Below are 25281 nucleotides of genomic sequence, written 5' to 3'. Positions count from 1 at the left end.
GTGATTATAATGAAGATGATTGTGGCCATTGTTCAAGTAAAAGACAGCAGCCGCCTGCGGAAGGCATTTACGGCTGCCAATATTCAGGTGACCCAGCTCTCCACTACCGGAGGCTTCTTGCGCGAAGGGAACGCTACCTTTCTGATTGGGATCCAGGACGAACGGGTTCAGGACGTTTTGGATGTCATCAAGAAGAATGCCAAGTCGCGTGAGCAATACATTACTTCTCAGATGCATATGGATGTCGAGGGCGGTTCAGCCTTTCCAGTCAACGTCAAGGTCGGCGGGGCGACGGTCTTTGTCCTGCCCGTTGACGACTTTATCAAGTTCTAAGCAAGCGGGGGATTAATTTGGCAGAGGAAGCACGAGAACGAGCTGAGGAGCTTCAGCCGCAGATTATTGAACGGCTGAAGCGAATCCTTAATAACCATGAATTGGCCCATGCCTACCTGCTCGTCGGGCCCACCGGATCCGGCAAGCTGGAAATTGCCCGTTGGCTGGCCCTCCGTCTCTTCTGCCTGCACCCGCAGAATGGGGAACCGGACCTGACCTGTGCAGAGTGTCAGCGGATTCTGTCCGGCAACCACCCGGATATTGTGACGGCCTCCGCGCAGGGACGGCAGATCAAGGTGGATGAGATTCGCCACCTGAAGGCCGAGTTTACCAAGAGCGCCATGGAGGGGAGCCAGAAGTTCTTCATCATCCAGGACGCTGACAAGATGACCACGGGGGCAGCAAACAGCCTGCTGAAGTTTATCGAGGAACCGGGGCCGGGGGTCTACATCCTGATGTTGACCACCAATAAGAGTGCCGTCCTGCCGACAATTCGGTCACGGACGCAGGTCATTGAGATGCAGCCGCTCAACCGGGTAAAATTGCTGGAGCAGCTGGCCCAGGCGGATGTTCCCAAGGGGCTGGGCAACGTGGCAGTCGGTCTCACCGATTCTGTTCAGGAGGTCCAAGACTGGTGCGCCGATGACTGGTTCAAGCAGGCAATCACCGGTGTCTGTCAGTGGTTCAACAACGTCAGCCAGGGGAACATGCTGGCCTTTGTCGAGGTCCAGACCAAGCTGGTCAAGCTGGCTACCGATCGCGGCAAGCAGCAGGTTCTGCTTGACCTGATCACCCTGATCTGGCGCGACGCCCTCCTGGTTGCCAACGGGGTCACGGATCCTGCTCGGCTGCACTTCGTCAGCGAGCAGGGACAGATGCAAGCTCTGGCCGGTCAATATTCGATGGAGCAGCTGCTGGCAGTTAGTCAGCTGACCCTGGAGATCCGGCACCTGCTTGGCCAGAACATCAACTTTCAGAATATTGTCGAACAGCTGACCATTCGAATTGTGCAGACATTGCATGCAGTGGGGGCAGAATAAATGAGTGAGAAACAAGCAAACGAAAATATTTATGACCGCTTTGCCCAGGTGACCAAGCAAACCCGCGACCTGGTTGACAACATGGAGCAGTTGCAAAACCAGGTGACGGAACTGCTGGAGCAGAATGCTGAGCTGTCCATTGAAAATGACCACTTGCGGCGGGTAATCAAGAAGATGAAGGACAAGAATGGCGAATCGAAGCTGTCGGGTTCGCGGCAGAACCTCAAGGAGCTCTACCAGCAGGGCTTTCACGTTTGCAGCGAATACTTCGGCAAGCGGCTGGCCCCAGGGGAGTCCTGTGCCTTCTGTACAGACGTCATCTTCGGTCATGATCCGGACAAAGCAAAGTAGGTGAAGAGATGCAACAGATTAGCAGTTTTAATAATCAGGAGACAGGCCACCTCTACCTGGTGCCGACCCCGATTGGCAACCTCGATGACATGACCTTTCGGGCGATCAAGACCCTCCGTGATGTTGACCTGATCGCGGCCGAGGATACGCGCCACACCCAGCAGCTTCTGAACCATTTTGAGATCGATACCCGTCAGATCAGCTTTCATGAGCACAACACTGAGCAGCGGATCCCTGAGCTGCTGGAGAAGCTGCAAGCCGGAATGGATATTGCCCAGTGCAGCGACGCGGGGATGCCCTCTATTTCCGACCCGGGGAAGGAACTGGTCGCCGCGGCGGTTCAGGCCGGGATTCCGGTAATTCCATTGCCCGGGGCCAATGCAGGACTGACCGCGCTGATCGCCTCGGGACTGGTTCCCCAGCCCTTCTACTTCTATGGTTTCTTGGAACGAAAGCACCAGCAGCAGGTAACGGCGCTTGAAGAGCTGCAAAACCGGGCGGAGACAATGATCTTCTACGAGGCCCCGCACCGGTTGAAGAAGACCCTGGCGACGATGGCCGAGGTCTTTGGCGATGATCGTCCCGCCGTCCTGGCCCGGGAACTGACGAAGCGTTACGAAGAATTCAGCCGGGGCCGCCTGGGCGAATTGCGGGACTGGTTTGATGACCACCAGGCCCGGGGAGAGTTTGTGGTTCTGGTTGCCGGAAATCCGGACCCAGCGGCCGCAGAGCATGATGATGCCCAGGATCTTTCCCTGACCGAACAGGTGGACCGTGAGATTGTCGGCGGCCTTTCGACCAACGCGGCGATCAAGCTGGTGGCCAAGCGCAATCACTTCAAACGTCAAGATTTGTACAAGCAGTACCATAACCTATAGGAGACAGCAGATGGAGCTCAAGCAAGAGAAACAGGCATATGAGATGCCGTACCAGCTGACATATTATGAATGTGACGACACCGGCCACCCCACCATGAGCATGATGCTGAGTATGATGACGATGGTGTCGGATGCCCACTGCATCTCACTGGGGATGGACACGGCGACGATCCAGCAGACCGGCGGCGCGTGGGTAATCACCGAATATGACGGGGAAGTGGCGGCCGACCAGCCGACCTTTGGCGACCAGGTCATCCTGGGAACCCGGGCCCTGGCGTACAACCGTTTCTTTGCCTTGCGGGAGTTCTGGATGACGGATGCCAGTCATGAGAAACGCTACCTTCACCTGCGGGCCACCTTCGTGTTCATGAACCTGGAAAAGCGGCGATTGATGTCGATCCCCAAGCAGCTGATCGAACCGTTTGATTCGCCGGAACAAAAACGCCTGCCGCGCCTGGCCAATCCGGCGACGATTACCAGTGATGATCCGGCCAGCAAGGAGTACCAGGTGCGGTACTTCGACATTGACGTCAACCACCACGTCAATAATGCCCGCTACCTGGATTGGCTGCTGGATCCGCTGGGCGGGGAATTCTTGCGGACCCATCGTCCCGTTAGCCTCGTGATCAGGTACCAGCACGAGGTTCGTGAAGGCGCCACGGTCACCAGCCAATATCAGCTGGTGGAGGACACGGGCGGCCTATCCAGTCGGCATGCGCTTCTGGTGAGCGGTCAGGTCTGTGCCACGGCTGAGATCGGTTGGCACGGCGTATAGGCCTAACGCGATTAAAGAGAAACACCTCACTACTATTCAGGTTCTTTGTCAAGAAGTACTGAAAAGAAAAATTGAATGATTTCTAAGCAGCTCTTACCTGACTTTGGGCATGAGCTGTTTTATTATGCCAATTAATGGCAATATAGGAATTAGGCAGGGCAATTAGGATACGAACGCGGAAGTAGAAGAAATTGCGAAAGTCATAGGCAGTCCGTTTAATAACTTTAATCTTGTTATTCGTACCTTCAACGGGACCATTTGTATAATGGTCATATTTAAAACTGGTAATGATTTCTTAGTGGTGGGTTCGCAGAGTGCGTTGAACCTTTTGGAATGCTTGGGGAAGCACAGTCCATTTGATGGCTAATAGTTGGTTGAAGGCTGACTTACTACGATGATTAACTGCTAGAATAAGGCTTTGATAATATTGATAGGCCTGCTTAAGCTCATCATCGAAATCTAATAACCGGTGAATGACCTCAATAACAGTTAGTTGGGCATAACCAAAATTACGACAAGCCCAGAAATTGTCGTATTGAAGAAGCGCACTTGGGGTTAGAAGCAGCTTCCCAAAATGCTTAAGAGTGCGCCAACGTCTAGTACCTTTTCCGGCACGGTTCATCACCTTGATTCTAGTTTGGTTTAGGGCACGATAAGCCTGGGCCACGACATGAAAGTGGTCCGCGATAATTAGGGCACGTGGAAACATTTCCTGAATAAAATGGCGATAAGGAGTATAAAGATCCACCGTGACGGTTTGAACCGCTAAACGAGCGTTATGACTATAACGCAGGAAGTAGTTACGAAGAAAACTACTCCGGCGTGAAAGAATGATGCCAAGGGGTTCGATGGTTCTCAATATTTACGAGGATCATACTCATTCCACTGGGCGCAAAGCGGCCAGAGCGAAAGTCATCAAAGGCAATGTGACGGGGAAGCCAATGATAGTTAGGTTTAAAGACATGATCAAGATGATTAATTACACGTCTGACAGTCCAGTCCGAAACGGAGAAATCATCGGCGATATCAGTTTGAGATTCATTCTTAGCTAGCTGCATCATAATCCGTTGCTTAATACTCGTGGCAATGTGGTGACGATATTGGACATCCTTGACCGGAGCTAGTTTCGTCACTGTTTGTGGGCACTGAGGTGTAGCCGGATAGAGATATTTCTGCTTTTTAATCGACCAAATAGTTGGCTTGTAGTGAAGGTCTGCCCCATGATAGTTAACGATTCTAAAACCATTCTTGTACATTAAATGACCGCAGTGAGGACAATGCATAGGGTAGGATTGAATAAGATGGACCACGATATAGTCGCCGTGGTCGGTAATTGGGTCTTCTTTGGTATTGGTATCAAGTTCGAGATGAACGTCTTTAATTCCAAGAGCAGTTTTGATAGAATGATCCATGAAAGATGGTCCTTTCTTAAACGAAGACGGGGGTCAAGCCATCTTTCGTTTTTTATTTTAAATTTAAACCAAAATAAGTACTGATGTTAAATCTATCAGTACTTAAAATTGTAGAACCATAAATCGTCCATTACACTCCTTTTTTATAAAATTAACGGCATTTATCCATTGGGCGCTAAGCGAAATGTCTTATAATTATAAATAGAGTAAACATTTTATGAAGAAGAGGAGTGGTTAGTGTGAAAAATTCATTGACTGCAGTGATCTATTTGGAGCCTGATCAAGTCAGCCTGCGAATAATTGAGCTGCCCAAGGGTCGGGTGATCAATGATGTCCGCTCTGGTGTCCTGGCGCTCGGTGATGGGAAGATCGCTAATTATGCTCAGAACATGGGAACGATTGTTAATAACCTGGAGGGCTTCAAGCAGCAGCTGAAGGACTACCAGGTTACTGACGTGCACTTCTACGGGGCCATCGAGGACCTGGCGCCGATTGATGCTCGCTACGTTGCCGACCAGCTGGAGGTCCGGACCGGACTGAAGATTCAGTGGCTGAACAACAACCAGCTGATGGCCAAGACGATGGGCTGTGTTGTGACCCACCTGGCAGAGTTCAAGACCCTGAGCAAGCACTGCCTGTACCTGTTGACCTTGGGGCTGGATTCGATGACCCTGGCTTTCTTCCACCACGGCAACTTCGAGAAACAGTGGGAGATCGACCTCGGTGGGGTCAAGATCAGCCGGCTGGTTCAGCGGCTGCGGCAGACAACCACGAACCCGCAGGAAATCATCCAGGACTACATCAGCAGCAAGCTGGAGTACATTGCGCCCGAACTCAAGCGGAAGAAGAAGACCGTCCTGCTGATCCAAAACGCCCCGGTCCTGAGCAATCATTACATCAAGCAGGGCGAGCACCTGGCCAAGGTCCCGCTGGAGCCGCTGAAACAGGCCAACCGGGAAATGGGACCGGAAATTTATGACCAGCATCCCTGGGCCCAGAGTGTTACCAACGAGCAGGAACGGCGGCTGCTTATGCCAAACTACCTGATTATTGCCCGGACGGCTTACCTGGTTCACCCGCTGAACATCTACGTAACCGACATCTCAATGATGGACGGGCTGGTCAACGGCTTTGCGGACAGCCAGGCCCAGAGCCAGATCAACACGATGATCCGGACGTCAGCGGACGACATCGCCCAGCGTTATGGCGTCGATGCGGCCCACAAGGACTTCGTGACGAAGTTTGCCTGCCAGTTCTTTGACCAGCTGCGACCCCTCCACCGGCTGGACAACCATGCCCGGCTGCTGCTGGAGATCGCCAGCAAGGTGGACGACATTGGGAACTTCATCAATCAGGAGAGCCACTACCGGCACTCGGCCTACATTCTGGAGTCCAACCCGCTGATCGGCCTTTCCGATGCCGATAATCAGATCATTGCCGAGGTAGCCCGTTACCACAGTGCGGAGAGCCCATCGGCAACCCAGGAGCACTACCGGCACATGGATGACGACATTCAGCTGGTGGTGGCCAAGCTGGCAGCGATCTTGCGGCTGGTTGATTCCCTGGATGATTCACGTCAGCAGAAGATTTCGGCTATCAAGCTCAAGCTGACTAATGATAATCTCTTGAAGATCAAGGCCACCGCCAATGATGACCTCGTTTTGGAGAAGTGGTCCTTCAGTAAGAAGTCACAGTTGTTTAACTATGTATTCGGCGTTAAGCCAGTATTGATTGAAAGGGGCGGACACTAATTATGTATAAGGATTTTTACAAACCAGAAAATTATGTGAACCGGGAGCTCAGCTGGATTGACTTCAACGGCCGGGTCCTCGGCGAAGCAACGGATGTCAATAACCCGTTGCTGGAACGGGCCAACTTCTTGGGAATCACCCAGAGTAACGTTGACGAATTCTTCATGGTCCGGGTGGCTTCGCTGCATAAGCTGGCCGCGGCCAACGTTACCACGACGGACGCCTCGGGACTGACTCCCCAGGAACAGTTGGATGCAGTCAACGCCAAGGAACACCGGATGGTTGAGGAACGCTACACGGTCTACAACCAGCAGATCATCCCCGAACTGGCCAAGCAGGGGATCAACATCCTTCACGTCAAGGACCTCGACGACAAACAGTACGAGTTCATCCGCCGGTACTTCAACGATGAACTGATGCCGGTCCTGACCCCGATGGCCGATGACAGTTCCCGGCCGTTCCCGTTTATCTCCAACAACTCCTTAAACATTGCCGTACAGCTGCGGCGGGACCCCGCTCAGCGTGCGATGTCGATGAAGACCAAGGAGATCCTGGAAGGGGACCAGGAAGTCGAACGGCACCAGAACGAGCCGCACGATGATTCCAAGGAAGCTGACATCAAGTTCGCCACGGTCCGGGTACCGGAGATCTACAAGCGCCTGGTCCGGCTGCCGGGTGAGAACAACTTCATCCTGATCGATGACCTGATCAAGGAGTTCCTGTCCCTGCTGTTCCCTGGCTACCAGATCATCAAGACGGCGACCTACCGGGTAATGCGGGACATGGACCTCGATGTGGCCGAGGAAGATACCTCCGACCTCTTGCGGGCAGTCAAGCACCAGCTCCGGGAACGTGAACACGGGCAGGTGATGCGGCTCGAGGTTGAGCACGACATCGACCCCTGGCTGGAGGACCAGCTGATCGATAACCTCCACGTCACCGAGCGTTCCCTCTACCGGGTGGACGGGCCGGTCGACCTGACCTTCTTGAAGAAGCTCTCGGGAATGGTCGATGGTCACGACGACCTGCGTTACAAGCCGTTCAAGCCGTACCTCAACCCGGCCCTGGACATGGACCACAACATCTTTCAGTCGATCCGGAAGAAGGACTACCTGGTCCAGCACCCGTACGATAACTTCGACGCCGTGGTCAACTTCATCCATCAGGCAGCTCTGGATCCAGAAGTCCTGGCGATCAAGATGACCCTCTACCGGGTTTCCGGCAATTCGCCGATCATCAAGTATCTGGGGATGGCGGCCCAGCGCGGCAAGCAGGTCACGGTCTTGGTCGAAGTCAAGGCCCGGTTCGATGAGCAGAACAACGTCCGCTGGGCTCAACGGCTCGAACGGATGGGCTGCCACGTTATCTACGGACTGGTTGGCCTGAAGACCCACTGTAAGGTGGCCCTGGTCATCCGGCGGGACGAAGACGGCCTGCGCCGCTACATGCACCTGGGAACCGGGAACTACAACGATGTCACGGCCCACTTCTACACCGACATGGGGCTCTTCACCTGCGACCATGAGCTCGGCATTGACATGACGAACCTCTTCAACATGCTGTCTGGGTTCGCCCGACCGCCGTACTTCCACCAGTTGCGGGTTTCTCCAGATGGTATCCGGGAGTTCATCAACAAGAAGATTGATGAGCAGATTGAGGTTGCCAAGAGCGGCGGCTCAGCCCTGATTCGGATGAAGATGAATTCCCTGTCTGACAAGCAGATCATTGCCCGGCTGTACGACGCGGCCGCCAATGGGGTCAAGATCCAGCTGCTCGTGCGGGGGATTACCTGCCTGCGTAACGACCTGCTGGAGCTGCACGACAACATCGAGGTGCACTCGATCGTCGGTCGTTTCCTGGAGCACTCCCGGATCTACTACTTTAAGAGCAACGGGAATGAAGAGATCTACCTGGCCAGTGCCGACATGATGACCCGGAATCTTAACCGGCGGGTCGAGGAGCTCTACCCAGTCAAGCAGGCTGATACCAAAGCCCGGGCTATTCAGATCTTCAACATCATGTGGAAGGACAACACTAAGGCCCGGATCCTGGAAGGCGACCACTACGAGCGGATCGACCGTGGAGACGCGGCACCGTTCAACTCCCAGGAATACTTCGTGGAAGAAGCGGAGAAGATGAACAAACAGGAACTCCACCAGCACAAGAACCAGCGGCACTTTACTTCGGTCTTTGAGACCCTGTCTAAGCACGTTCCATCCCTGCACCTCAATAATGAAAAAGGTGATGCCGATGAATAAGTACCTCGTGGTGATTGATCTGGGATCCAATTCGATCCGTCTCAAGATCAGTGAGCTGCAAAAGGACGGCCAGGCGGTGACCAAGCACTACGAGAAGCGCTACGTCCGGCTGTCCTCGCAGATGGGGTCGGAGAAGATTCTGAAAGCGGAACCGATTGAGCGGACCCTGGAAGCCCTGCGTGACTTTCGTCAGATCTGCGACCAGTACCAGGACAAGAAGGTCGTGGCGGTGGCTACGGCCGCGGTTCGCCAGGCCAAGAACCAGCAGGACTTCTTGAAGCGGGCCAAGGCGGCCAGCGGCTTCGATATTCAGGTAATCTCCGGTGAGCAGGAGGCCTACCTGGACTATGTCGGGGTTACCAATGCCCTGCCCCTGAAGCGGGGAATCATTATTGACACCGGTGGGGCCAGCATGGAGCTGATTGCCGTTGAAGACGGGGCAGCCGAGGAAACCGTCAGCATTCCCTTCGGCTCCGTAACCCTGTCCCAGCGTTACCACCTGGGCGACCGGGTGAACGCGGCCGACCTGTTTGATGCCATGGTGGAGGTCGACGAGGTCCTGTCCCACCAGCGCTGGCTGAATCGGTTCCGGCGGACCAAGATCATTGCCCTCGGCGGGAGTAACCGAGCCCTGGCCAAGATCTACCGCTGGCGGAATGCGGTTGACGGCAAGGCCGCGCCGGTCCAAGGGCTGACGCTGCGTTCAGAAACCGCCTTTGCGATCATGCACCAGCTCCTGGAGGTCGACCAGGCGACCCGGGCCAAAATCCGGGGCGTCATGAAGGAACGGGCCGATGTAGTGATTGGCGGGCTCCTGCCGCTCTTAGCCTTGATGCGTCAGCTGGCCATCGACGAGGTCTGCTTCAGCAACAGCGGCCTGCGGGAGGGGGTCCTGGTCAAGTACCTCGAACATGCCAAGGACCTGCCTGACCTGACCCCGGGAAAAGGCGGTAAATAAAGCGATTACAATTTTACGTAATTTTTACTAAAATTTACTCGCCCTGGTGGGTAAACTGTGCTACAATGCCAATTGAAGGATAAATCAGATAAGCCGATTATGTGCTTAGCTAGTTGACACAAGGAGGAATTTGGTATGGCAATTTTAGTTGCTGGTGGTGCCGGATACATCGGTTCACACATGGTTAAGGATTTAATTGAACACGGTGAAGACGTGGTCGTTGCCGATAACCTTTCAACGGGTCACCGGGACGCAATTAACCCTAAAGCAAAATTCTATGAAGGGGACATCCGGGACCGGAAGTTCTTGGACAAGGTCTTCGATAATGAAGACATCACTGCCGTTGTTCACTTTGCGGCCTTCTCAATTGTTCCAGAATCAATGAGCAAGCCGCTCAAGTACTTTGACAACAACACTGGTGGTATGATCACCCTCTTGGAGGCCATGCGTGACCACAACATCAAGTACATCGTCTTCAGTTCAACCGCCGCTACTTATGGTGTTCCTGAACACATGCCAATCAAGGAAACTGATCCGCAAAACCCAATCAACCCATACGGCCTGAGCAAGCTGATGATGGAAAAGATGATGGCCTGGGCGGATAAGGCTTACGGCATCAAGTTCGTAGCGCTGCGTTACTTCAACGTTGCCGGGGCTGCTCCTGACGGCACGATCGGTGAAGACCACGGTCCAGAAACCCACCTGGTACCAATCATCCTGCAAGTTGCCCAAGGCAAGCGTAAGGAATTGAGCATCTTCGGTGACGACTACAACACCCCAGATGGTACTAACGTTCGTGACTACGTTCATGTCATGGACCTGGCCGATGCCCACATCCTGGCCATCAAGTACCTGGAAGCCGGCAACAAGTCCAACGCCTTCAACCTTGGTTCCTCAACTGGCTTCTCCAACAAGCAGATGCTGGAAGCTGCTCGGGAAGTTACTGGCAAGCCAATTCCGGCCAAGATGGCACCACGCCGTCCTGGGGACCCTGACTCACTGGTTGCCGCTAGTGATAAGGCGCGGACGATCCTGGGCTGGAAGCCAAAGTACGATGACGTTCATGACATCATCGCCACGGCCTGGAAGTGGCACTCAACCCACCCAAAGGGCTATGATGACCGCGACTAGTTAATACGAATAATAAATTGGAAAACCTACCGTGCTGATATTATTAGCTGGTAGGTTTTTTATTGCTTGTAGATGCGCTTATAATTGAGAGTGTTTTAAAATTGGGGGAGATTAATATGCAGTTTAACTTTGATAATCAACGGCAAACGACCATGGGGGTCGCTGTTTCCGACCGCCAGCTTTACCGCTGTGTTCGGGATGCAATGCTTTTTAACGTCTATGAGGGCTGGCAGCCGACCGTTGCCGATGTCCAGCAGGCAATTGCCAAGGCCAAGGATCCCAATAGTCACGGTAACCAGAAATTTAAGGAGGAATTCTGATGACTGATCAAGAACTAGCTGACCGTTTTAACTACCCAAATGGCACCCTCAAAAATAAGTTGGGGATTACCGACGCCACTGACCTGGCGCGGCGGGAGTTTCAAATCGTCAACGAGAATGCGATTGCCCTCTTGCGGCATGCCAATGAGTTGCCCAAGATTCGGGAGATTGACCAGCTCAATCGGGTCCACCGCTTCCTATTCGATGAGGTCTATGAGTGGGCGGGAGAGGTGCGTGACTACAACCTGACCAAGGGAAACCACTTCTTCCAGGACTTTCAAACCTTCCGGGAGGCCGCCAGTTGGATTAATAGTCTGCTGGATAATGCCAATCAAAACGACCAGATTGCCGCCAGTGCCTATGCCGAACTGTTGGACAACATTAACGAGTACCACCCCTTCCGCGAGGGAAACGGACGCAGCACCAAGGTCTTCTTGCAGTTACTGGCATTGCAGCACCACCAGTATCTCAACTTCCCACGACACCAGGATAAATTGGTTGCGGGTTTTAACCAGGATGGACCAATTGACTACCAGGCCTTGGGACAGCTGTTGAATGTCCAGGATCTGGACCAATAAGTCCTGGTACTGGGACTAATGGTGCCGGTTGTGATAAGATGTTAGGTGTGATTTGAAAGGATGGACGAAAGAATGAAAGTATTAGCAATTGATACATCGAACCACCCAATGAGTGTGGCCCTGGTCGAAGATGACCAGCTACTGGCAACGACCACGCTTAACATGGTGCGGAACCACAGTATCTACCTGATGCCAACGATCGACCGGCTCTGTCAGCTGGTTAAGTGGCAACCGAGTGACCTTGACCGGGTTGTAGTGGCCCAGGGACCGGGTTCGTACACGGGAATTCGGATTGCGGCAACGACGGCTAAAGTCCTGGCTGATACACTGGGCATCGACCTGGTCGGGGTATCGAGCTTGGAAGTGGTAGCCTACAACGTCCTGCCGACAACGACGGCTATCATTGTGCCACTTTTCGATGCCCGGCGGGGGAACGTTTTCGCCGGTGCCTACCAGTGGCAGGATGGTCAGCTGAAGAACCAGATCGCTGACCAACACCTGGCGATGAAGGACCTCCTTACCCAGCTGGCAAAGATCGAGCAACCCGTGGTTTTGGTTGGTCACATGACGAAGAAGATTGCCGACCAGTTTGAAAAGTTACCGGACAATGTTACTTTGGCACCACGGGCCTATGGGATTCCTTCGACTTATCAGCTGGCCTTGGCGGGTGAAAAGCGGCCAGCGGTCAAGGAAATTGACCCATTCGTACCGCACTATCTGCGGATTACCGAGGCGGAAGCCAACTGGCAGAAGCTGCACCCCGGAGTTACCAGAAAGAACTATGTTCGAGAAGTTTAAGAGTTGGTGCCGGATCAACATCAATGGCCGCAAGTGGCCGCTGCTTGATTTTGCGCGCCGTGTCGTGATGATCAAGCGCCACCAATATGTGGTGCGGATGGCAACAGAGCAGGACATCAAGGCAATGGTAGACATTGAGCGGGCCATCTATGGTGACGCACCATGGAGCTATGCGGCCTTTCAGATTGAACTGCGGCGGCCCCACGACCGTCTCTACCTGGTGATCGTCGATGATGGTCAGGTTGTCGGCTTTATCGGGATGGCCGTCGATTGGTACCAGCTCGACCTGCATATTACCAATATTGGGATCACCCCCGGCTATCAGAAGAAGGGGATTGGCACCTATCTGATTAGTACCGCCCTTAATTATGCCCGTCATACCCAGTTGCGGTCGGTCAGTCTGGAGGTCCGGGTCCATAACCTGGTGGCCCGAAAATTATATGAACATCTTGGCTTCCGGGAACGGGAGATAAAACACCGCTACTACCTCGATAATCACGAGGATGCAATCGACATGGCGGCGGACCTATTAAATAAAGGAGAGCAGAAATAGTTATGGCAGAACGTACGCTCATTTTAGCGTTTGAAACCAGTTGTGATGAAACCAGTGTGGCCGTGGTCGAAAACGGCACCAAGATCCTTAGCAACGTGGTGGCCACCCAGATTGACAGCCACCAGCGTTTTGGTGGGGTCGTCCCCGAAGTGGCCAGTCGGCACCACATTGAATGGATTACCCGGTGTGTGGACCAGGCCCTGGATGAATCCGGGGTTGGTTATGATGACATCGCGGCCGTGGCCGTCACCTACGGCCCAGGCCTTGTCGGTTCCCTACTAGTTGGGGTAACCGCAGCCAAGGTCATCGCCTGGGCCCATCACTTACCACTGGTTCCGGTCAACCATATGGCGGGCCACCTGTACGCGGCCCGCTACGTCGGCGAGTTCATGTATCCGCAGATGGCCCTGTTGGTTTCCGGCGGCCACACCGAGTTGGTCTACATGCCAAAGGAACACGAGTATGAAATCATCGGTGAGACCCGGGACGACGCGGCTGGTGAAGCCTACGACAAGATCGGTCGAGTTTTAGGGGTCAACTACCCGGCTGGTAAGACGATCGACGAGTGGGCAGCGAAGGGTCACGATACCTTTAAGTTCCCCCGCGCCATGGAGAAGGAGGCCAACTACGACTTCAGTTTTAGTGGGCTGAAGAGTGCCTTCATCAACACTGTTCACAATGCCGACCAGCGGGGGGAGAAGCTGGACAAGTATGACCTGGCAGCCAGCTTCCAACAGAGCGTTGTTGACGTCCTGGCGGAGAAGACAATGCGGGCCCTGGATCGTTACCCAGTTAAGCAACTGATTCTGGCTGGTGGGGTTGCCGCCAACCACGGCCTGCGGACCCGGTTGGACCACGATATGACCAAGTACCATCCAGAAGTGGGGATGCTTCAGGCGCCACTGAAGTTGTGTGGTGACAATGCCGCCATGATCGGCGCCGCCGGTTACATTGACTACCAGAATGGCGATCGGGGCGGCTGGGACCTTAACGCGGTACCGAGCCTGATGTTCAAGCGGATGGAAGTCGAATAATTAATTGATACTTAAAAAGCCGTCATGGGTTCACTTCATAGGGTGATTTCATGACGGCTTCTTTGTATTTTCCGGATCGGCCCGCATCCGCTCAATGGTCCCGTTGATCTTGGTGGCCAGGTTGCGGTCGGCCCACGTCGTTGATTGGGCCATCAGCTGATTATTGCGCGCCTGAACGCTGGCGAGGCCGCTGTTGAAGGCAGCAACGTCCTGGTATTCCGTGTACTGGCCGGCCAGCTTGTTGGCCACCAGGTAATTGAGCTCGGCGCCCACCGTGGTTCCGGTGGCCGTGCTGGCAGGGTCATCGTAGGACAAATCATTATCGGCCTGGTTCTCAGTGTTGCCGTTCGTTGTCCCCTGATCAGGAGTGGTCGTGGTGATAGAACCAGTTGACGGATTGTCAGTACTATCAGCAGGGGTCCCCGGGTTCCCTTGGGTATTGGTTGCTGGCGACGTACCGGGATCCGCAGACTTGGTATTCGCCTTTTCGGCACGGTCGGCGCTCCTTTTATCTTTCTTATCGGTAGTTTTCTTCTTGGCTTTCTTGGGAGCGGCGGTCTTTGGTTCGGCCACGTCTTCACTGTTGGTGCTTGATCGCATGACACCCCATGTTCCCAAGACCAGGGTGAGGACGGCCAGAGTACCGATTAGCCACCATCCCCAACGGCGGCGGTGATTTTTTCTTCTCATCTTCCTTCTCCTTAATGATTTTGAATCCGCTTACTTACTGTTTAAATTATAACATGGGGTTAACGATTACGGTGGTAAAGAAAGTCATAATAGGTTAAAGAAAGGGTAGCAACACAGTGTCGCTACCCTTTCTGGTATATAATTTAATATGATTTAGTCTTCGCCGTTGGCTTTGTTTACTGCATCGATTACGCCAAAGCGGAAACCGTGCTTCTCCAGGGCTTCGACTCCCTTGATCGTCGTGCCAGCCGGGGAGGTTACCTCGTCACGAAGGGCAGATGGACTCTTCTCGGTGTCGTAAGCCAGGGCCCCGGTTCCCTTGACCATGCTAGCAATCAGTTGGTAAGCGGTCTGGCGGTCGAGACCGTGCTTGACGGCCGCGTCACTCATGGCATCCATGAAGATATCAACAAAGGCGGGACCACAACCGCCAATGACGCCCACAATGTCAAGCTGGTCTTCACTGACCGTGATGATGTCGCCAAGCTGGTTGAGAACGTAAATGATGTTGTCTCTGGTAGCGCCCGTAACATCGGCGGGGAGGGCCAGGCCAATCGTCCCATCGTTGACGGCAACCGGGGTGTTGGGAATTATTGTCACCACCGGATTATTTGGTAGGACCGCCTTGAGCTCGCATTGCCGAACCCCGGCGGCTGCCGAGATGATGATCGTATTCGGTTGCAGCCCGTCGAGTTCCTTGGCAACCGCCACGGTGATGTTGGCCGGGGTGGTCAGGATTACAACATCTGGCTGATATTCAACGACCTCACTAGCCGTGTTGAACAGCTTGAAGTGGAGGTAGTCCGCCAGCCTGCTGACCCGGGGATTGGTGGGGTTAAGGCCGCTGACCTCATCAGCACTGCTGCTAGCAAGTCCCTTAATGATAGCGCCGCCCATGCTGCCGACACCTACAACTGTAATTTTCATATTAGTTTCCTCCTTGTTTATAAATCCTAGTGACGGACCTGACCGTTACCGGTGATCTCGTACTTAATTGTTGTCAACTGATCGAGTCCCATCGGTCCGCGGGCGTGCAGCTTTTGCGTGCTGATGCCGATCTCGGCGCCGAAGCCGAAGATCCCGCCATCGGTAAACCGGGTGGAGGCGTTGACGTAGACGCAGGCGGAATTGATCCGTTGCTGGAAGGCCCGGCCGCGCTCAATGTTATCGGTGATGATGACCTCAGAGTGGTGAGTACTGTGATGGTTGATGTGGTGGATGGCATCATCGAGGGAGTCAACCACCCTGACCGCCATGATCAGGTCGTTGTACTCGGTATCCCAATCTTCCGTGGTTGCGGCCTGAATCTGCGGCACGATTGCTCGGGCCCGGTCATCTCCCCGGAGCTGAACGCCGTGATCGATTAGAGCCTGGGCAATGGTTGGCAGGTACTTGGCCGCCACGTCCTGATGAATCAGGAGCTTTTCGGCCGCGTTGCAGACGGACGGCCGCTGGACCTTGGCGTTGACGGTGATGTCGGTAGCCATCTTGAGGTCGGCATCCTTGTCAATATAGACGTGGCAATTGCCGGCCCCGGTCTCGATTACCGGGACGGTGGCCGTCTTGACAACCCGTTGGATGAGGCCCTGGCCACCTCGGGGGATGAGGACGTCGATGTAGTCCGTGAGGTTCATCATCTCCTGGGCGAGCTCATGACTGGTGTCCCTGATTAGTTGAACGGCATCGGCCGGTAGCCCTTGCTCCTCTAGTGCGGACCGCAGGACGTCGGCAAGCGTGGTGTTGGTTCGAATGGCTTCCTTCCCCCCGCGGAGGATCACCGCATTGCCACTCTTGAAGGTCAGGCCAGTGGCATCGACGGTGACGTTTGGCCGGGCTTCGAAGATGATGCCGATGACGCCCAACGGAACCCGTCGTTGCAGGATCTGAAGCCTGTCGGCGTTGATCCAGCCCCGGTCGATCCGGGCGGTCGGGTCGGCCAGGTTAGCAATGGCCCGCAGCCCGTTGGCCATGTCGGTGATTCGTTGTTGATCGACCATCAGGCGGTCAGTGAATTTCTTTGGCATGTCCACCGCATTCGCGAGGTCTGCCTTGTTGGCGTTGACAATGTCTTTCTGGTGAGCTTCTAAGGCGTCGGCCATGGCGACCAGCGCCTGATTCTTAGTGGTGGTGTCGAGTAGGGCAACCTGGTCCGCAGCAGTTTGGGCCCGTTGACCGATCTTGATTAATGCTTCATTCATAGTGTTTCCTCCTTATATATTACTTACCAAACTGGGTACCAACTTCCTCACCGTTAATGATCCGGAAGATGATCTTGGGGTCGGCACCGTTGCAGAGGATCATCTTCTGATGGGCCTTCATCACCGTGGTGGCGGCGTGGAGCTTGGTGACCATTCCCCCGGTACCGAAACGGGTACTGGACCCGCTGGCGGCGGCCTCTAATTCAGGGGTCATTTCGGCAACCCGGCGAATCGGCTGGGCATCCGGGAACTTGTGGGGGTCCTTATCATAGAAGGCGTCGATGTCGGAGAGGACCACGAGCAGGTCAGCGTGGATCCGGGTAGCCACCAGGGCGGATAGCTCATCGTTGTCACTGAAGGTGGTGTGGTGGTCTAATTCGTCAACCGAGACGGGGTCGTTTTCGTTAATGATCGGGACAACGCCATCTGCCAGTAGGGTGGTGATGGTGTTGAGAACGTGCTGACGGCTGACCGGGAAGTGCAGGACGTCCCGGGTTAAGAGGAGCTGGCCGACCTTGGTCTGGTAGTCGAGAAAGCGCTGGGAGTAGATCCGCATCAGTTCGGTCTGCCCGATGGCTGCCAGTGCCTGTTGCTTGGCAATCTCACTCGGCCGTTTCTTCAACCCTAAACTCGCCAGGCCGACCCCCATGGCCCCGGATGAAACGAGCACCATCTCGTAGCCTTGGTGGTTAAGCGTGGCTAGGGTAAATGCCAACCTATCGATTGCGTGCAGGTTGGTTTGCCCGTTGGGGAGGATCAGACTACTGGTCCCGACCTTGACGACAATTCGTTGTTTCTTTGCTGCCATAACGCAGATCCCTCCTTAAACAAAAGCACGTCTTTAATCGAGACACCCGTTACGGCGTTACCATTCTCGTTTAAAGACGTGCTTTACTCTTTTTATCAATTATATTTAGATGTTAGGTTAAACTGGCTTGGATTCGGTCTTACGGCGGGGCTTGCAGCCGGTGACCCCGTTCTCTGAACTGACCTACTATGACCATACCTTAAGTTTAACTTCACGGTGAATTGTTTGTCAAGCACCAGTCGGGTTAGTTCTGCTGGTCAAATTCCTCAAGCTTTTCAGCAGCCTCAGTCCAGGCGAGCTCGACTTCTTCGGCCTTATCTTTGGTAGCATCAAGGTCCTTTTGCAGGTCGGTGAGCTTACCAATGTCGGTAGCGATCTCCGGCTGACTCATCTTTTCCTGGAGCTGGGTCTGCTGGTCCTCCAGCTCACTCATCTCCTGTTCCAGCTTGTCAACCTGCCGCTGGAGCTTCCGCCGGGCCTTCTGCTGTTCTTTGCTCTGCTGGTAAGATTGCTTACCGGTCGAAGGCGTTGCCTGCTTGTCCGTATTATCACTTGGGATGCTGGACTGGCGTTTTGTCTGCTCGGCAAGGAAGTCATCGTAATTTCCTTCGTAGTGGGTAATTCCATCCTTATGCATATCGAGGACGTCGGTAGCCACCTGGTTGATGAAGTAACGGTCGTGTGAAACGAAGAGGACCGTGCCCGTGAACTCGTTGATGGCATTTTCCAGGACTTCCCGGCTGTCAATGTCAAGGTGGTTGGTCGGTTCATCCAAGATCAGGAAGTTGATCGGCTTGAAGGAAAGCTTGGTTAATTCCAGCCGGGCTTTTTCACCACCAGAGAGGTCGTGAACGGGCTTGTAGACGTCATCGCCGACGAAGAGGAAACTGCCGAGCAGGGACCGGATGTCCTTTTCGGGAACCTCGGGGTGGTCATCCCACACTTCATCGAGGACGGTCTTTTCAGGGTGGAGCTGTTGCTGCTCCTGATCGTAGTAACCGATCTCGAGGTTAGCCCCGAACTTGACGGTCCCACTGACCAGGGGAATCTGGTGGAGCAGGGACTTCAGCAGAGTCGACTTCCCAATCCCGTTGGGTCCGATGATCCCGATCCGTTGGGGCTTGCGGACGGTAAAGGAGAGGGGACCGGCCAGAACCTGTTCGTCATAGCCGACCTTGGCATTTTCCACGTCGAGCACCTCGGTCCCACTATCCTTGTCACTGTGGAACTGGAAGTGGATGGACCGGTCATCGGTTTCGGGCCGCTCCAGTCGGTCCATCTTCTCCAGCTGCTTGCGCCGGGCTTGGGCACGTTTGGTCGTCGAGGCCCGGACGATGTTACGGTTGACAAAGTCTTCCAGCTTGGCGATCTTCTTCTGTTGCTGGTCGTAGTGCTTCCATTCGGCCTTGAGCCGTTCCTGCTTGTGGGCAACGAACTGGGTGTAGTTGCCTGTGTAGTGGGTCAGGGTCCGGTTGTCGAGGTCATAGACATCCTTGACGACGTGGTCGAGGAAGTAACGGTCGTGGGAGACAACGAGCAGGGCGCCCCGGTAACTCTTGAGGTAGTCTTCGAGCCAGGCCAGGACGTTCATGTCGAGGTGGTTGGTCGGTTCGTCTAGGATCAAGAGGTTGGGTTCCTGCAGAAGGATCTTGGCGAGCGCCAGCTTAGTTTTCTGACCACCGGAGAGGGCATCGACGGGGGTGTCGTAGTATTCCTCACCAAAGCCGAAGCCGTGCAGGATTCCCCGCATCCGGGATTCGTATTCAAAGCCGCCTTGCTTCTTATATTCATCCTGGAGCCGGTCATACTTGTTAAGCATTTGCTGGTACTGGTCGCTATCTGAATCAAGGTCGCCGAGCTGGTCCTCTAACTGGTGGATTTCCTTCTCCATCTCGTGGAGGGGCGCAAAGACCAGGTCGAGCTCTGCCCAGATGTTATTTTGACTATCAAGCCCCTGATCCTGGGCCAGGTAGCCGATGGTCAGGTCCTTGACCTTGCTGATGGTTCCCTCATCCGGCTGGGTGATCCCAGCGATCATCTTCAGTAGGGTCGTCTTCCCGGCCCCGTTCCGACCGACGAGGGCCGTCCGTCCGTGGTCCTGGATCTGGAGATCAATATTGTGAAATAAGACGTCAGCCCCAAAACGGCGCATGACGTCATTGGTTTGTAAAAGTATCATAAACGAAACCTCATTGATAATTGTTGTTAAATCATTTTCCATTTTAGCAGATTTTGGTTAAATTATAAAAAATGAGATTTTTATTGTATATTGGTTCACAAAAACAGGTAAAGTTGCTAGAATATATTGTAATGTGAACTTCACAAGCATTGAAAAATTGAAATTAATAATTTGCTCAATAATAAGCGTGAGCGTTAAAACAAGCAATTGTTAAAGTAATATTAGGAGGAATATGTATGCTAAGCAAAAAGATTCCACGCGCTACTGCCCGGCGGTTGCCAATCTATTACCGTTACCTGACGGTGCTGCTGAGCGCCAACAAGCAGCGGGTTTCATCCACGGAATTATCTGAAGCCGTCCAGGTCGACTCCGCCACTATTCGGCGGGACTTCTCTTACTTCGGTGAACTAGGGAAGCGGGGTTACGGTTACGATGTTGCCAACCTCTTGAAGTTCTTCAAGGGAATCCTGCACCAGGACTCCCTGGTCAGCGTGGCCCTCGTCGGTGTCGGTAGTCTGGGGAGCGCCCTTTTGAACTACAACTTCCACCAGGACACTAACCTGCGGATCAGTGCGGCCTTCGACACGAAGCCGGAATTCGCCAATACGGTCAAAAGCGGTATCCCGATCTATCCAGCTGAAGAGATGACGACCCAGCTCAAGGAGCAGCAGATCGATGTCGTTATCCTGACGGTGCCAGGTGACAAGGCCCAGAAGGTCACCGACCAGCTGGTGGAGGCTGGTGTGAAGGGGATCCTGAACTTCACGCCCGTGCGGCTGTCCGTGCCGAAGGATGTTCAGGTCCAAAACATTGATCTGACAAACGAACTGCAGACCTTGATCTACTTCATCAAGAACTACTCAGAAGATAATAAGTAATGATAAATGAGCCAGAAAGACGCATGCCTTTTCGGCTCGTTTTCGTTTTAAATAAATGAAGAATAAAAAATAGTCAAAGTTGGTCAAACTTTCTTGTTGCAATTCAGTAAAAAGATGTTATAGTAATAAATGTGGTTAGCACTTAGGAACACTGAGTGCTAAAATGACAAACTAATTTTAACAAGATGGAGGGATTAACGTGTTAAAACCATTAGGAGATCGCGTTGTTCTTAAGGCTGAGACTGAAGAAGAAAAGACGGTTGGTGGGATTGTCCTTGCTTCCAATGTGAAGGAAAAGCCAACTACTGGAAAGGTTATTGCTGTTGGTGAAGGACGGACCTTAGACAACGGACAAAAGCTTACTCCAGCTGTTAAGGAAGGTGACCGGGTACTCTTTGACAAGTACGCCGGCAACGAAGTGGAATACAACGGTGAAAAGTACCTGGTTGTCCACGAAAAGGACTTAGTTGCGGTAATCGACTAAGCTTAACCAATTAAGAAATCAAACGTTAAAAATCATTACTTTCATTTAATGAGGTGACAATAAATGGCAAAGGAAATTAAGTTTTCTGAAGATGCACGGAACGAAATGCTCCGTGGTGTTGACAAGTTAGCTGACACTGTTAAGACGACGATGGGTCCTAAGGGTCGCAACGTTGTCCTTGAACAAAGCTACGGCAACCCAACCATCACTAACGATGGGGTTACGATTGCTAAGAGCATTGAATTGGAAAACCACTTTGAAAACATGGGTGCTAAGCTGGTTTCCGAAGTTGCTTCCAAGACCAACGACATTGCCGGTGACGGTACGACGACTGCCACTGTTTTGACGCAAGCAATTGTTAACGCCGGGATGAAGAACGTTACTGCCGGTGCTAACCCCGTTGGTATCCGTCGTGGGATCGACAAGGCTACCCGGGCCGCTGTTGAAGCATTGAAGAAGATGTCACACGACGTTAAGACCAAGGATGACATTGCCCAAATTGCTTCCATTTCTGCTGACAACAAGGAAGTTGGTAAGCTGATCGCCGACGCTATGGAAAAGGTTGGCAACGATGGGGTTATCACTTTGGAAGACTCCCGTGGTGTTGACACTAGTGTTGACGTTGTTGAAGGGATGAGCTTTGACCGTGGTTACATGTCACAATACATGGTAACTGACAACGACAAGATGGAAGCCGACCTCGACAACCCATACATCCTGATCACTGACAAGAAGATCAGCAACATCCAAGACATTCTGCCATTGCTGCAAAGTGTTGTTCAGGAAGGCCGGGCTCTGTTGATCATCGCTGATGACATCACTGGTGAAGCTCTGCCAACCCTTGTTCTGAACAAGATTCGTGGTACCTTCAACGTGGTTGCTGTTAAGGCCCCTGGCTTCGGTGACCGTCGTAAGGCTCAACTCCAAGACATCGCCGTATTGACTGGTGGTACCGTCATTTCTGACGACCTGGGCATGAACCTGAAGGATGCTACGGTTGAACAACTTGGTCAAGCTAACAAGGTAACGGTTACGAAGGACTCCACCACGATCGTTGACGGTGCCGGTGCTAAGGAAGCCATTGCTGAACGGGTTGACCAAATCAAGCAAGCTATCTCCAAGGCAACTTCTGACTTTGACAAGGAGAAGCTCCAAGAACGTCTGGCAAAGCTTTCTGGCGGTGTTGCCGTTGTTCGGGTTGGTGCTGCTACCGAAACTGAAATGAAGGAAAAGAAGTACCGGATTGAAGATGCCCTGAACGCTACCCGGGCTGCTGTCCAAGAAGGATTCGTTCCTGGTGGTGGTACGGCATTAGTTAACGTTCTGCCTGCTCTGGACGACGTTGAAGCTACTGGCGACGAAGCTACTGGTGTTAACATCGTTAAGGACGCCCTGGAAGCACCTGTACGTCAAATCGCTGAAAACGCCGGTGTTGAAGGCTCCGTCATTGTTAACCAATTGAAGAGCGAAAAGCCTGGTATTGGTTACAACGCAGCTGACGGCAAGTTCGAAGACATGGTTAAGGCCGGAATCGTTGACCCAACCAAGGTTACCCGTTCTGCTCTGCAAAACGCCGCTTCTGTATCAGCACTGCTGCTCACCACTGAAGCAGTTGTTGCTGACAAGCCAGATGACAGCAAGAACAACGCTCCTGCTGCTCCACAAGGTGGCGCCGGCATGGGCGGCATGATGTAATCTGCCCAGCTGAATAACTGAGATATATTAAAGTAAAAAAATAACCATGAGGGAATTTCCTTCATGGTTATTTTTTTGCTATTGAGGGCTGTGACAAAAGTCCCTTGAAATAAAAGAACCATGCGGAATTTCCAAAGAAATTCTGAATGGTTTTCTTCCTTTACTAATTTTAAAGGAAAACGGAGTTAAATGAAATCCGAAGATTTCATCTAACTCCGCTTATTTTTGGGGACTTATGTCACAGCCCCTTTTTGCTATTGGCCCTTGTGGCGAGAAATATTTCCCGGGGAATATTATTTTCAGCCAATCATTTTAGCAACGCGCGGCGACTGCGATGTGGTAAAGTAGAATATGTATTACTTAAAATACCTTGGCAGAGGGGAGTAACGATGAATAAATTAAAAGTACAGAAGATAAGTCTCTTTTCGGGAATCATGCTGGCGCTGAACTCCTTGATCGGCTCCGGCTGGCTGTTTGGTGCCGGGACCGCCGCAAAGGTTGCCGGTCCGGCCGCCATCATTTCCTGGATTCTCGGGGCCGTGATCATCATCAGCATTGCCCTGACCTATGTTGAACTGGGAGCAATGTTTCCCGAGAGCGGGGGCATGAGCCGGTATGCCCAGTACAGCCATGGGCAGTTGTTGGGCTTCATTGCCGCCTGGGCCAACTGGATCTCCTTGATCACCCTGGTCCCGATGGAGGCGGTGGCCTCGGTTCAGTACATGAGTTCCTGGCCGTGGTCCTGGGCCAACTGGACTCATCATTTCATGAAAGATGGCAACATCACGGCCAACGGAATGTGGGTGGTGGTCCTCTTCATGCTGGTCTTTACCCTGATCAACTTCTGGTCCGTTAAGCTGATGACCCGGTTTACCAACCTGATTTCGGTCTTCAAGATTGTCCTGCCAACGCTGACCATCCTGATGCTAATCATCAGCGGTTTCCACCCGGCCAACTTTGGTCACAGCGTTGGGACCTTTATGCCTTACGGGAGTCGGTCAATCTTTGAAGCCGCCGCAGTTTCTGGGATCATCATGTCCTACGATGCCTTCCAGACGATCATCAACATGGGTGGTGAGATGGTCAATCCGCACAAGAACATCGTCCGCGGGGTCCTGATCTCCATGATCATCACCGCCGCAATCTACATCATGCTGCAGGTGGCCTTTATCGGTGCTATTGATCCGGCAATGCTGGCCAAGGACGGCTGGCACGGGATCAACTTCACCTCACCGTTTGCCGACATTGCCATCCTGCTCGGCATGAACTGGCTGGCCATCCTGCTCTACATGGACGCCTTTGTCTCGCCATTCGGAACTGGGGTGGCGTTTGTGGCCACCGCTTCCCGGGCCCTGGCGGCAATGACCTATACCAAACACTTGCCGCAATGGCTGGGCCGGCTCGCCCGGCGGTACATGATTCCGCGTTTTGCCATGGTGACCGACTTCATTCTGGCTGTCATTCTGGTCAATACCTTCCGGAACTGGAGCTTGCTGGCAACCGTCATTACTGGTTCGACCCTGATCGCCTACCTGACCGGTCCGGTGACCGTGATCGCCCTGAGGAAGATGCGGCCGGACCTCAAGCGGCCGTTTGCACCCGCCTACATGTCATGGCTGGCGCCGGTCGCCTTTGTCCTGACCAGCCTGGCTATTTACTGGACGATGTGGCCGACGACGATTCAGGTGATTCTGGTAATTGCGTTGGGCCTGCCAATCTACCTTTACTATGAGGCCCGTTACCACCACACCGCCTGGGGCCCGCAGCTGAAGAGCAGTGCCTGGCTGCTGTGCTACCTGGTCTTCATCTCGCTCATGTCCTATGTGGGCAGCGAGGGCTTCGGTGGCCGGAACTGGATCAAGTACCCGTGGGACTTCGTGGTGATCATCGTCTGCTCCCTGCTTTTCTACTGGTGGGGAACCCGCAGTCACCTGGCTGAGATCGATCCGGGAGCGGAAGAGGTCAACCAGCGGGTCAAACTCTAAGGGCAAAATGTCTTACTTAACGAAAAAAGTTCCGAAATGCTTGTTGCAAACAACGTTAATAAATTATAATATTATCCAGTTATCTCAAATAACGTGATAATTAAATTAATGGAGCCAATTTAATGATGTTTGGCCGGAAATCCCGTGACTTTAGTCATGGGATGGATAGGCCCCTTTAGCGCCCGTTAGGGCGT

General features: G+C 53.2%; 23 protein-coding genes and 1 pseudogene. 18 read left to right on the top strand and 6 right to left on the bottom strand.

Annotation, left to right across the window (positions count from 1 at the left end):
* Positions 1-9 precede the first annotated feature (9 nt).
* The 5 genes from QOS10_RS04485 to QOS10_RS04465 are packed head-to-tail and all read left to right on the top strand — an operon-like array spanning position 10 to position 3377.
* Positions 10-333: a cyclic-di-AMP receptor gene (locus QOS10_RS04485; RefSeq protein ID WP_283594011.1), complete on the top strand. Its 324-nt coding sequence runs from the start codon at positions 10-12 to the stop codon at positions 331-333.
* A 17-nt stretch (positions 334-350) separates the two neighbouring features.
* Positions 351-1373, top strand: a complete 1023-nt coding sequence (gene holB / locus QOS10_RS04480) for a DNA polymerase III subunit delta' (RefSeq protein WP_283594009.1) — start codon at positions 351-353, stop codon at positions 1371-1373.
* Positions 1374-1724 (top strand): DNA replication initiation control protein YabA, encoded by a 351-nt coding sequence (locus QOS10_RS04475; RefSeq protein WP_283594007.1) that lies wholly within the window; start codon positions 1374-1376, stop codon positions 1722-1724.
* 8 nt (positions 1725-1732) lie between these two features.
* Positions 1733-2602 (top strand): 16S rRNA (cytidine(1402)-2'-O)-methyltransferase, encoded by an 870-nt coding sequence (gene rsmI, locus QOS10_RS04470; protein ID WP_283594006.1) that lies wholly within the window; start codon positions 1733-1735, stop codon positions 2600-2602.
* A 10-nt stretch (positions 2603-2612) separates the two neighbouring features.
* Entirely contained in the window at positions 2613-3377 is a 765-nt protein-coding gene (locus QOS10_RS04465) for an acyl-[acyl-carrier-protein] thioesterase (RefSeq protein ID WP_283594004.1), read from the top strand.
* Positions 3378-3459: 82 nt separating this feature from the next.
* Here the strand turns inward: QOS10_RS04465 and QOS10_RS10360 are convergent.
* Positions 3460-4789: pseudogene (locus QOS10_RS10360) on the bottom strand (ISL3 family transposase).
* Between the two features lie 239 nt (positions 4790-5028).
* On the opposite strand from QOS10_RS10360, the gene QOS10_RS04450 reads away from it, so the two are divergent.
* From QOS10_RS04450 to tsaD, 9 genes are all read left to right on the top strand, one after another.
* The gene (locus tag QOS10_RS04450) at positions 5029-6540 is read left to right on the top strand and encodes an exopolyphosphatase (protein ID WP_283594001.1); all 1512 of its coding nucleotides are present in this window, start codon (positions 5029-5031) and stop codon (positions 6538-6540) included.
* Between the two features lie 2 nt (positions 6541-6542).
* The gene (locus tag QOS10_RS04445; protein WP_283593999.1) at positions 6543-8798 is read left to right on the top strand and encodes an RNA degradosome polyphosphate kinase; all 2256 of its coding nucleotides are present in this window, start codon (positions 6543-6545) and stop codon (positions 8796-8798) included.
* Positions 8785-9756 carry a Ppx/GppA phosphatase family protein gene (locus QOS10_RS04440; protein ID WP_283593997.1) on the top strand — a complete coding sequence of 324 codons (972 nt, stop codon included), beginning with the start codon at positions 8785-8787 and terminating at the stop codon, positions 9754-9756. Before QOS10_RS04445 ends, QOS10_RS04440 begins: the two co-directional genes overlap by 14 nt.
* Before the next feature lie 135 nt (positions 9757-9891).
* Positions 9892-10887 (top strand): UDP-glucose 4-epimerase GalE, encoded by a 996-nt coding sequence (galE, locus tag QOS10_RS04435; RefSeq protein WP_283593996.1) that lies wholly within the window; start codon positions 9892-9894, stop codon positions 10885-10887.
* A gap of 116 nt (positions 10888-11003) precedes the next feature.
* Positions 11004-11207, top strand: coding sequence for a hypothetical protein (locus tag QOS10_RS04430; RefSeq protein WP_283593994.1), 204 nt, complete (start codon positions 11004-11006; stop codon positions 11205-11207).
* A complete protein-coding gene (locus QOS10_RS04425; protein WP_283593993.1) occupies positions 11207-11785 on the top strand; it encodes a Fic/DOC family protein in 579 nt (192 codons plus the stop codon). Before QOS10_RS04430 ends, QOS10_RS04425 begins: the two co-directional genes overlap by 1 nt.
* Positions 11786-11857: 72 nt before the next feature.
* Complete coding sequence (tsaB, locus tag QOS10_RS04420; protein WP_283593990.1) at positions 11858-12583, top strand: tRNA (adenosine(37)-N6)-threonylcarbamoyltransferase complex dimerization subunit type 1 TsaB; 726 nt, start codon at positions 11858-11860, stop codon at positions 12581-12583.
* Entirely contained in the window at positions 12567-13136 is a 570-nt protein-coding gene (gene rimI / locus QOS10_RS04415; protein WP_283593989.1) for a ribosomal protein S18-alanine N-acetyltransferase, read from the top strand. The genes tsaB and rimI overlap by 17 nt, the downstream gene beginning before the upstream one ends.
* Before the next feature lie 2 nt (positions 13137-13138).
* Entirely contained in the window at positions 13139-14170 is a 1032-nt protein-coding gene (tsaD, locus tag QOS10_RS04410; protein ID WP_283593988.1) for a tRNA (adenosine(37)-N6)-threonylcarbamoyltransferase complex transferase subunit TsaD, read from the top strand.
* A 48-nt stretch (positions 14171-14218) separates the two neighbouring features.
* Here the strand turns inward: tsaD and QOS10_RS04405 are convergent, their stop codons facing one another.
* From QOS10_RS04405 to QOS10_RS04385, 5 genes are all read right to left on the bottom strand, one after another.
* On the bottom strand, positions 14219-14860 hold the full coding sequence (locus tag QOS10_RS04405) for a hypothetical protein (RefSeq protein WP_283593987.1): 642 nt from the start codon (positions 14858-14860) through the stop codon (positions 14219-14221).
* Positions 14861-15013: 153 nt separating this feature from the next.
* Positions 15014-15787: a pyrroline-5-carboxylate reductase gene (gene proC, locus QOS10_RS04400; protein WP_283593985.1), complete on the bottom strand. Its 774-nt coding sequence runs from the start codon at positions 15785-15787 to the stop codon at positions 15014-15016.
* A gap of 26 nt (positions 15788-15813) precedes the next feature.
* The gene (locus tag QOS10_RS04395) at positions 15814-17058 is read right to left on the bottom strand and encodes a glutamate-5-semialdehyde dehydrogenase (protein WP_283593982.1); all 1245 of its coding nucleotides are present in this window, start codon (positions 17056-17058) and stop codon (positions 15814-15816) included.
* Between the two features lie 19 nt (positions 17059-17077).
* The gene (gene proB, locus QOS10_RS04390; protein ID WP_408621582.1) at positions 17078-17875 is read right to left on the bottom strand and encodes a glutamate 5-kinase; all 798 of its coding nucleotides are present in this window, start codon (positions 17873-17875) and stop codon (positions 17078-17080) included.
* A 235-nt stretch (positions 17876-18110) separates the two neighbouring features.
* Positions 18111-20045, bottom strand: a complete 1935-nt coding sequence (locus QOS10_RS04385; RefSeq protein ID WP_283593977.1) for an ABC transporter ATP-binding protein — start codon at positions 20043-20045, stop codon at positions 18111-18113.
* Positions 20046-20281: 236 nt separating this feature from the next.
* Between QOS10_RS04385 and QOS10_RS04380 the strand changes: the two genes are divergently transcribed.
* The 4 genes from QOS10_RS04380 to QOS10_RS04365 all read left to right on the top strand — a co-directional run bounded on the left by QOS10_RS04380 (position 20282) and on the right by QOS10_RS04365 (position 25087).
* Entirely contained in the window at positions 20282-20923 is a 642-nt protein-coding gene (locus QOS10_RS04380; protein WP_283593976.1) for a redox-sensing transcriptional repressor Rex, read from the top strand.
* Positions 20924-21122: 199 nt separating this feature from the next.
* Positions 21123-21407, top strand: a complete 285-nt coding sequence (gene groES, locus QOS10_RS04375) for a co-chaperone GroES (RefSeq protein ID WP_265891344.1) — start codon at positions 21123-21125, stop codon at positions 21405-21407.
* Positions 21408-21470: 63 nt separating this feature from the next.
* Positions 21471-23102: a chaperonin GroEL gene (groL, locus tag QOS10_RS04370; RefSeq protein ID WP_283593973.1), complete on the top strand. Its 1632-nt coding sequence runs from the start codon at positions 21471-21473 to the stop codon at positions 23100-23102.
* A gap of 389 nt (positions 23103-23491) precedes the next feature.
* Positions 23492-25087: an APC family permease gene (locus tag QOS10_RS04365; RefSeq protein WP_283593971.1), complete on the top strand. Its 1596-nt coding sequence runs from the start codon at positions 23492-23494 to the stop codon at positions 25085-25087.
* Positions 25088-25281 lie beyond the last annotated feature (194 nt).

The organism is Limosilactobacillus galli, assembly GCF_947381495.1.
In the GTDB taxonomy this organism is placed as follows: domain Bacteria; phylum Bacillota; class Bacilli; order Lactobacillales; family Lactobacillaceae; genus Limosilactobacillus; species Limosilactobacillus galli.
Note: the sequence above shows the minus strand (reverse complement) of the source record. Positions and strands in the feature narration are given on the sequence as shown.

Bases quoted from the DNA above. Each gene is read 5' to 3' on its own strand.
- QOS10_RS04475 (WP_283594007.1), top strand. From the start codon at position 1,374: ATGAGTGAGAAACAAGCAAACGAAAATATTTATGACCGCTTTGCCCAG.
- QOS10_RS04385 (WP_283593977.1), bottom strand. From the start codon at position 20,045: ATGATACTTTTACAAACCAATGACGTCATGCGCCGTTTTGGGGCTGAC.
- QOS10_RS04485 (WP_283594011.1), top strand. From the start codon at position 10: ATGAAGATGATTGTGGCCATTGTTCAAGTAAAAGACAGCAGCCGCCTG.
- QOS10_RS04365 (WP_283593971.1), top strand. From the start codon at position 23,492: ATGAATAAATTAAAAGTACAGAAGATAAGTCTCTTTTCGGGAATCATG.
- QOS10_RS04440 (WP_283593997.1), top strand. From the start codon at position 8,785: ATGCCGATGAATAAGTACCTCGTGGTGATTGATCTGGGATCCAATTCG.
- QOS10_RS04430 (WP_283593994.1), top strand. From the start codon at position 11,004: ATGCAGTTTAACTTTGATAATCAACGGCAAACGACCATGGGGGTCGCT.
- rimI (WP_283593989.1), top strand. From the start codon at position 12,567: ATGTTCGAGAAGTTTAAGAGTTGGTGCCGGATCAACATCAATGGCCGC.
- QOS10_RS04395 (WP_283593982.1), bottom strand. From the start codon at position 17,058: ATGAATGAAGCATTAATCAAGATCGGTCAACGGGCCCAAACTGCTGCG.
- groL (WP_283593973.1), top strand. From the start codon at position 21,471: ATGGCAAAGGAAATTAAGTTTTCTGAAGATGCACGGAACGAAATGCTC.
- QOS10_RS04425 (WP_283593993.1), top strand. From the start codon at position 11,207: ATGACTGATCAAGAACTAGCTGACCGTTTTAACTACCCAAATGGCACC.
- QOS10_RS04405 (WP_283593987.1), bottom strand. From the start codon at position 14,860: ATGAGAAGAAAAAATCACCGCCGCCGTTGGGGATGGTGGCTAATCGGT.
- proC (WP_283593985.1), bottom strand. From the start codon at position 15,787: ATGAAAATTACAGTTGTAGGTGTCGGCAGCATGGGCGGCGCTATCATT.
- galE (WP_283593996.1), top strand. From the start codon at position 9,892: ATGGCAATTTTAGTTGCTGGTGGTGCCGGATACATCGGTTCACACATG.
- tsaB (WP_283593990.1), top strand. From the start codon at position 11,858: ATGAAAGTATTAGCAATTGATACATCGAACCACCCAATGAGTGTGGCC.
- QOS10_RS04465 (WP_283594004.1), top strand. From the start codon at position 2,613: ATGGAGCTCAAGCAAGAGAAACAGGCATATGAGATGCCGTACCAGCTG.
- rsmI (WP_283594006.1), top strand. From the start codon at position 1,733: ATGCAACAGATTAGCAGTTTTAATAATCAGGAGACAGGCCACCTCTAC.
- tsaD (WP_283593988.1), top strand. From the start codon at position 13,139: ATGGCAGAACGTACGCTCATTTTAGCGTTTGAAACCAGTTGTGATGAA.
- QOS10_RS04380 (WP_283593976.1), top strand. From the start codon at position 20,282: ATGCTAAGCAAAAAGATTCCACGCGCTACTGCCCGGCGGTTGCCAATC.
- QOS10_RS04445 (WP_283593999.1), top strand. From the start codon at position 6,543: ATGTATAAGGATTTTTACAAACCAGAAAATTATGTGAACCGGGAGCTC.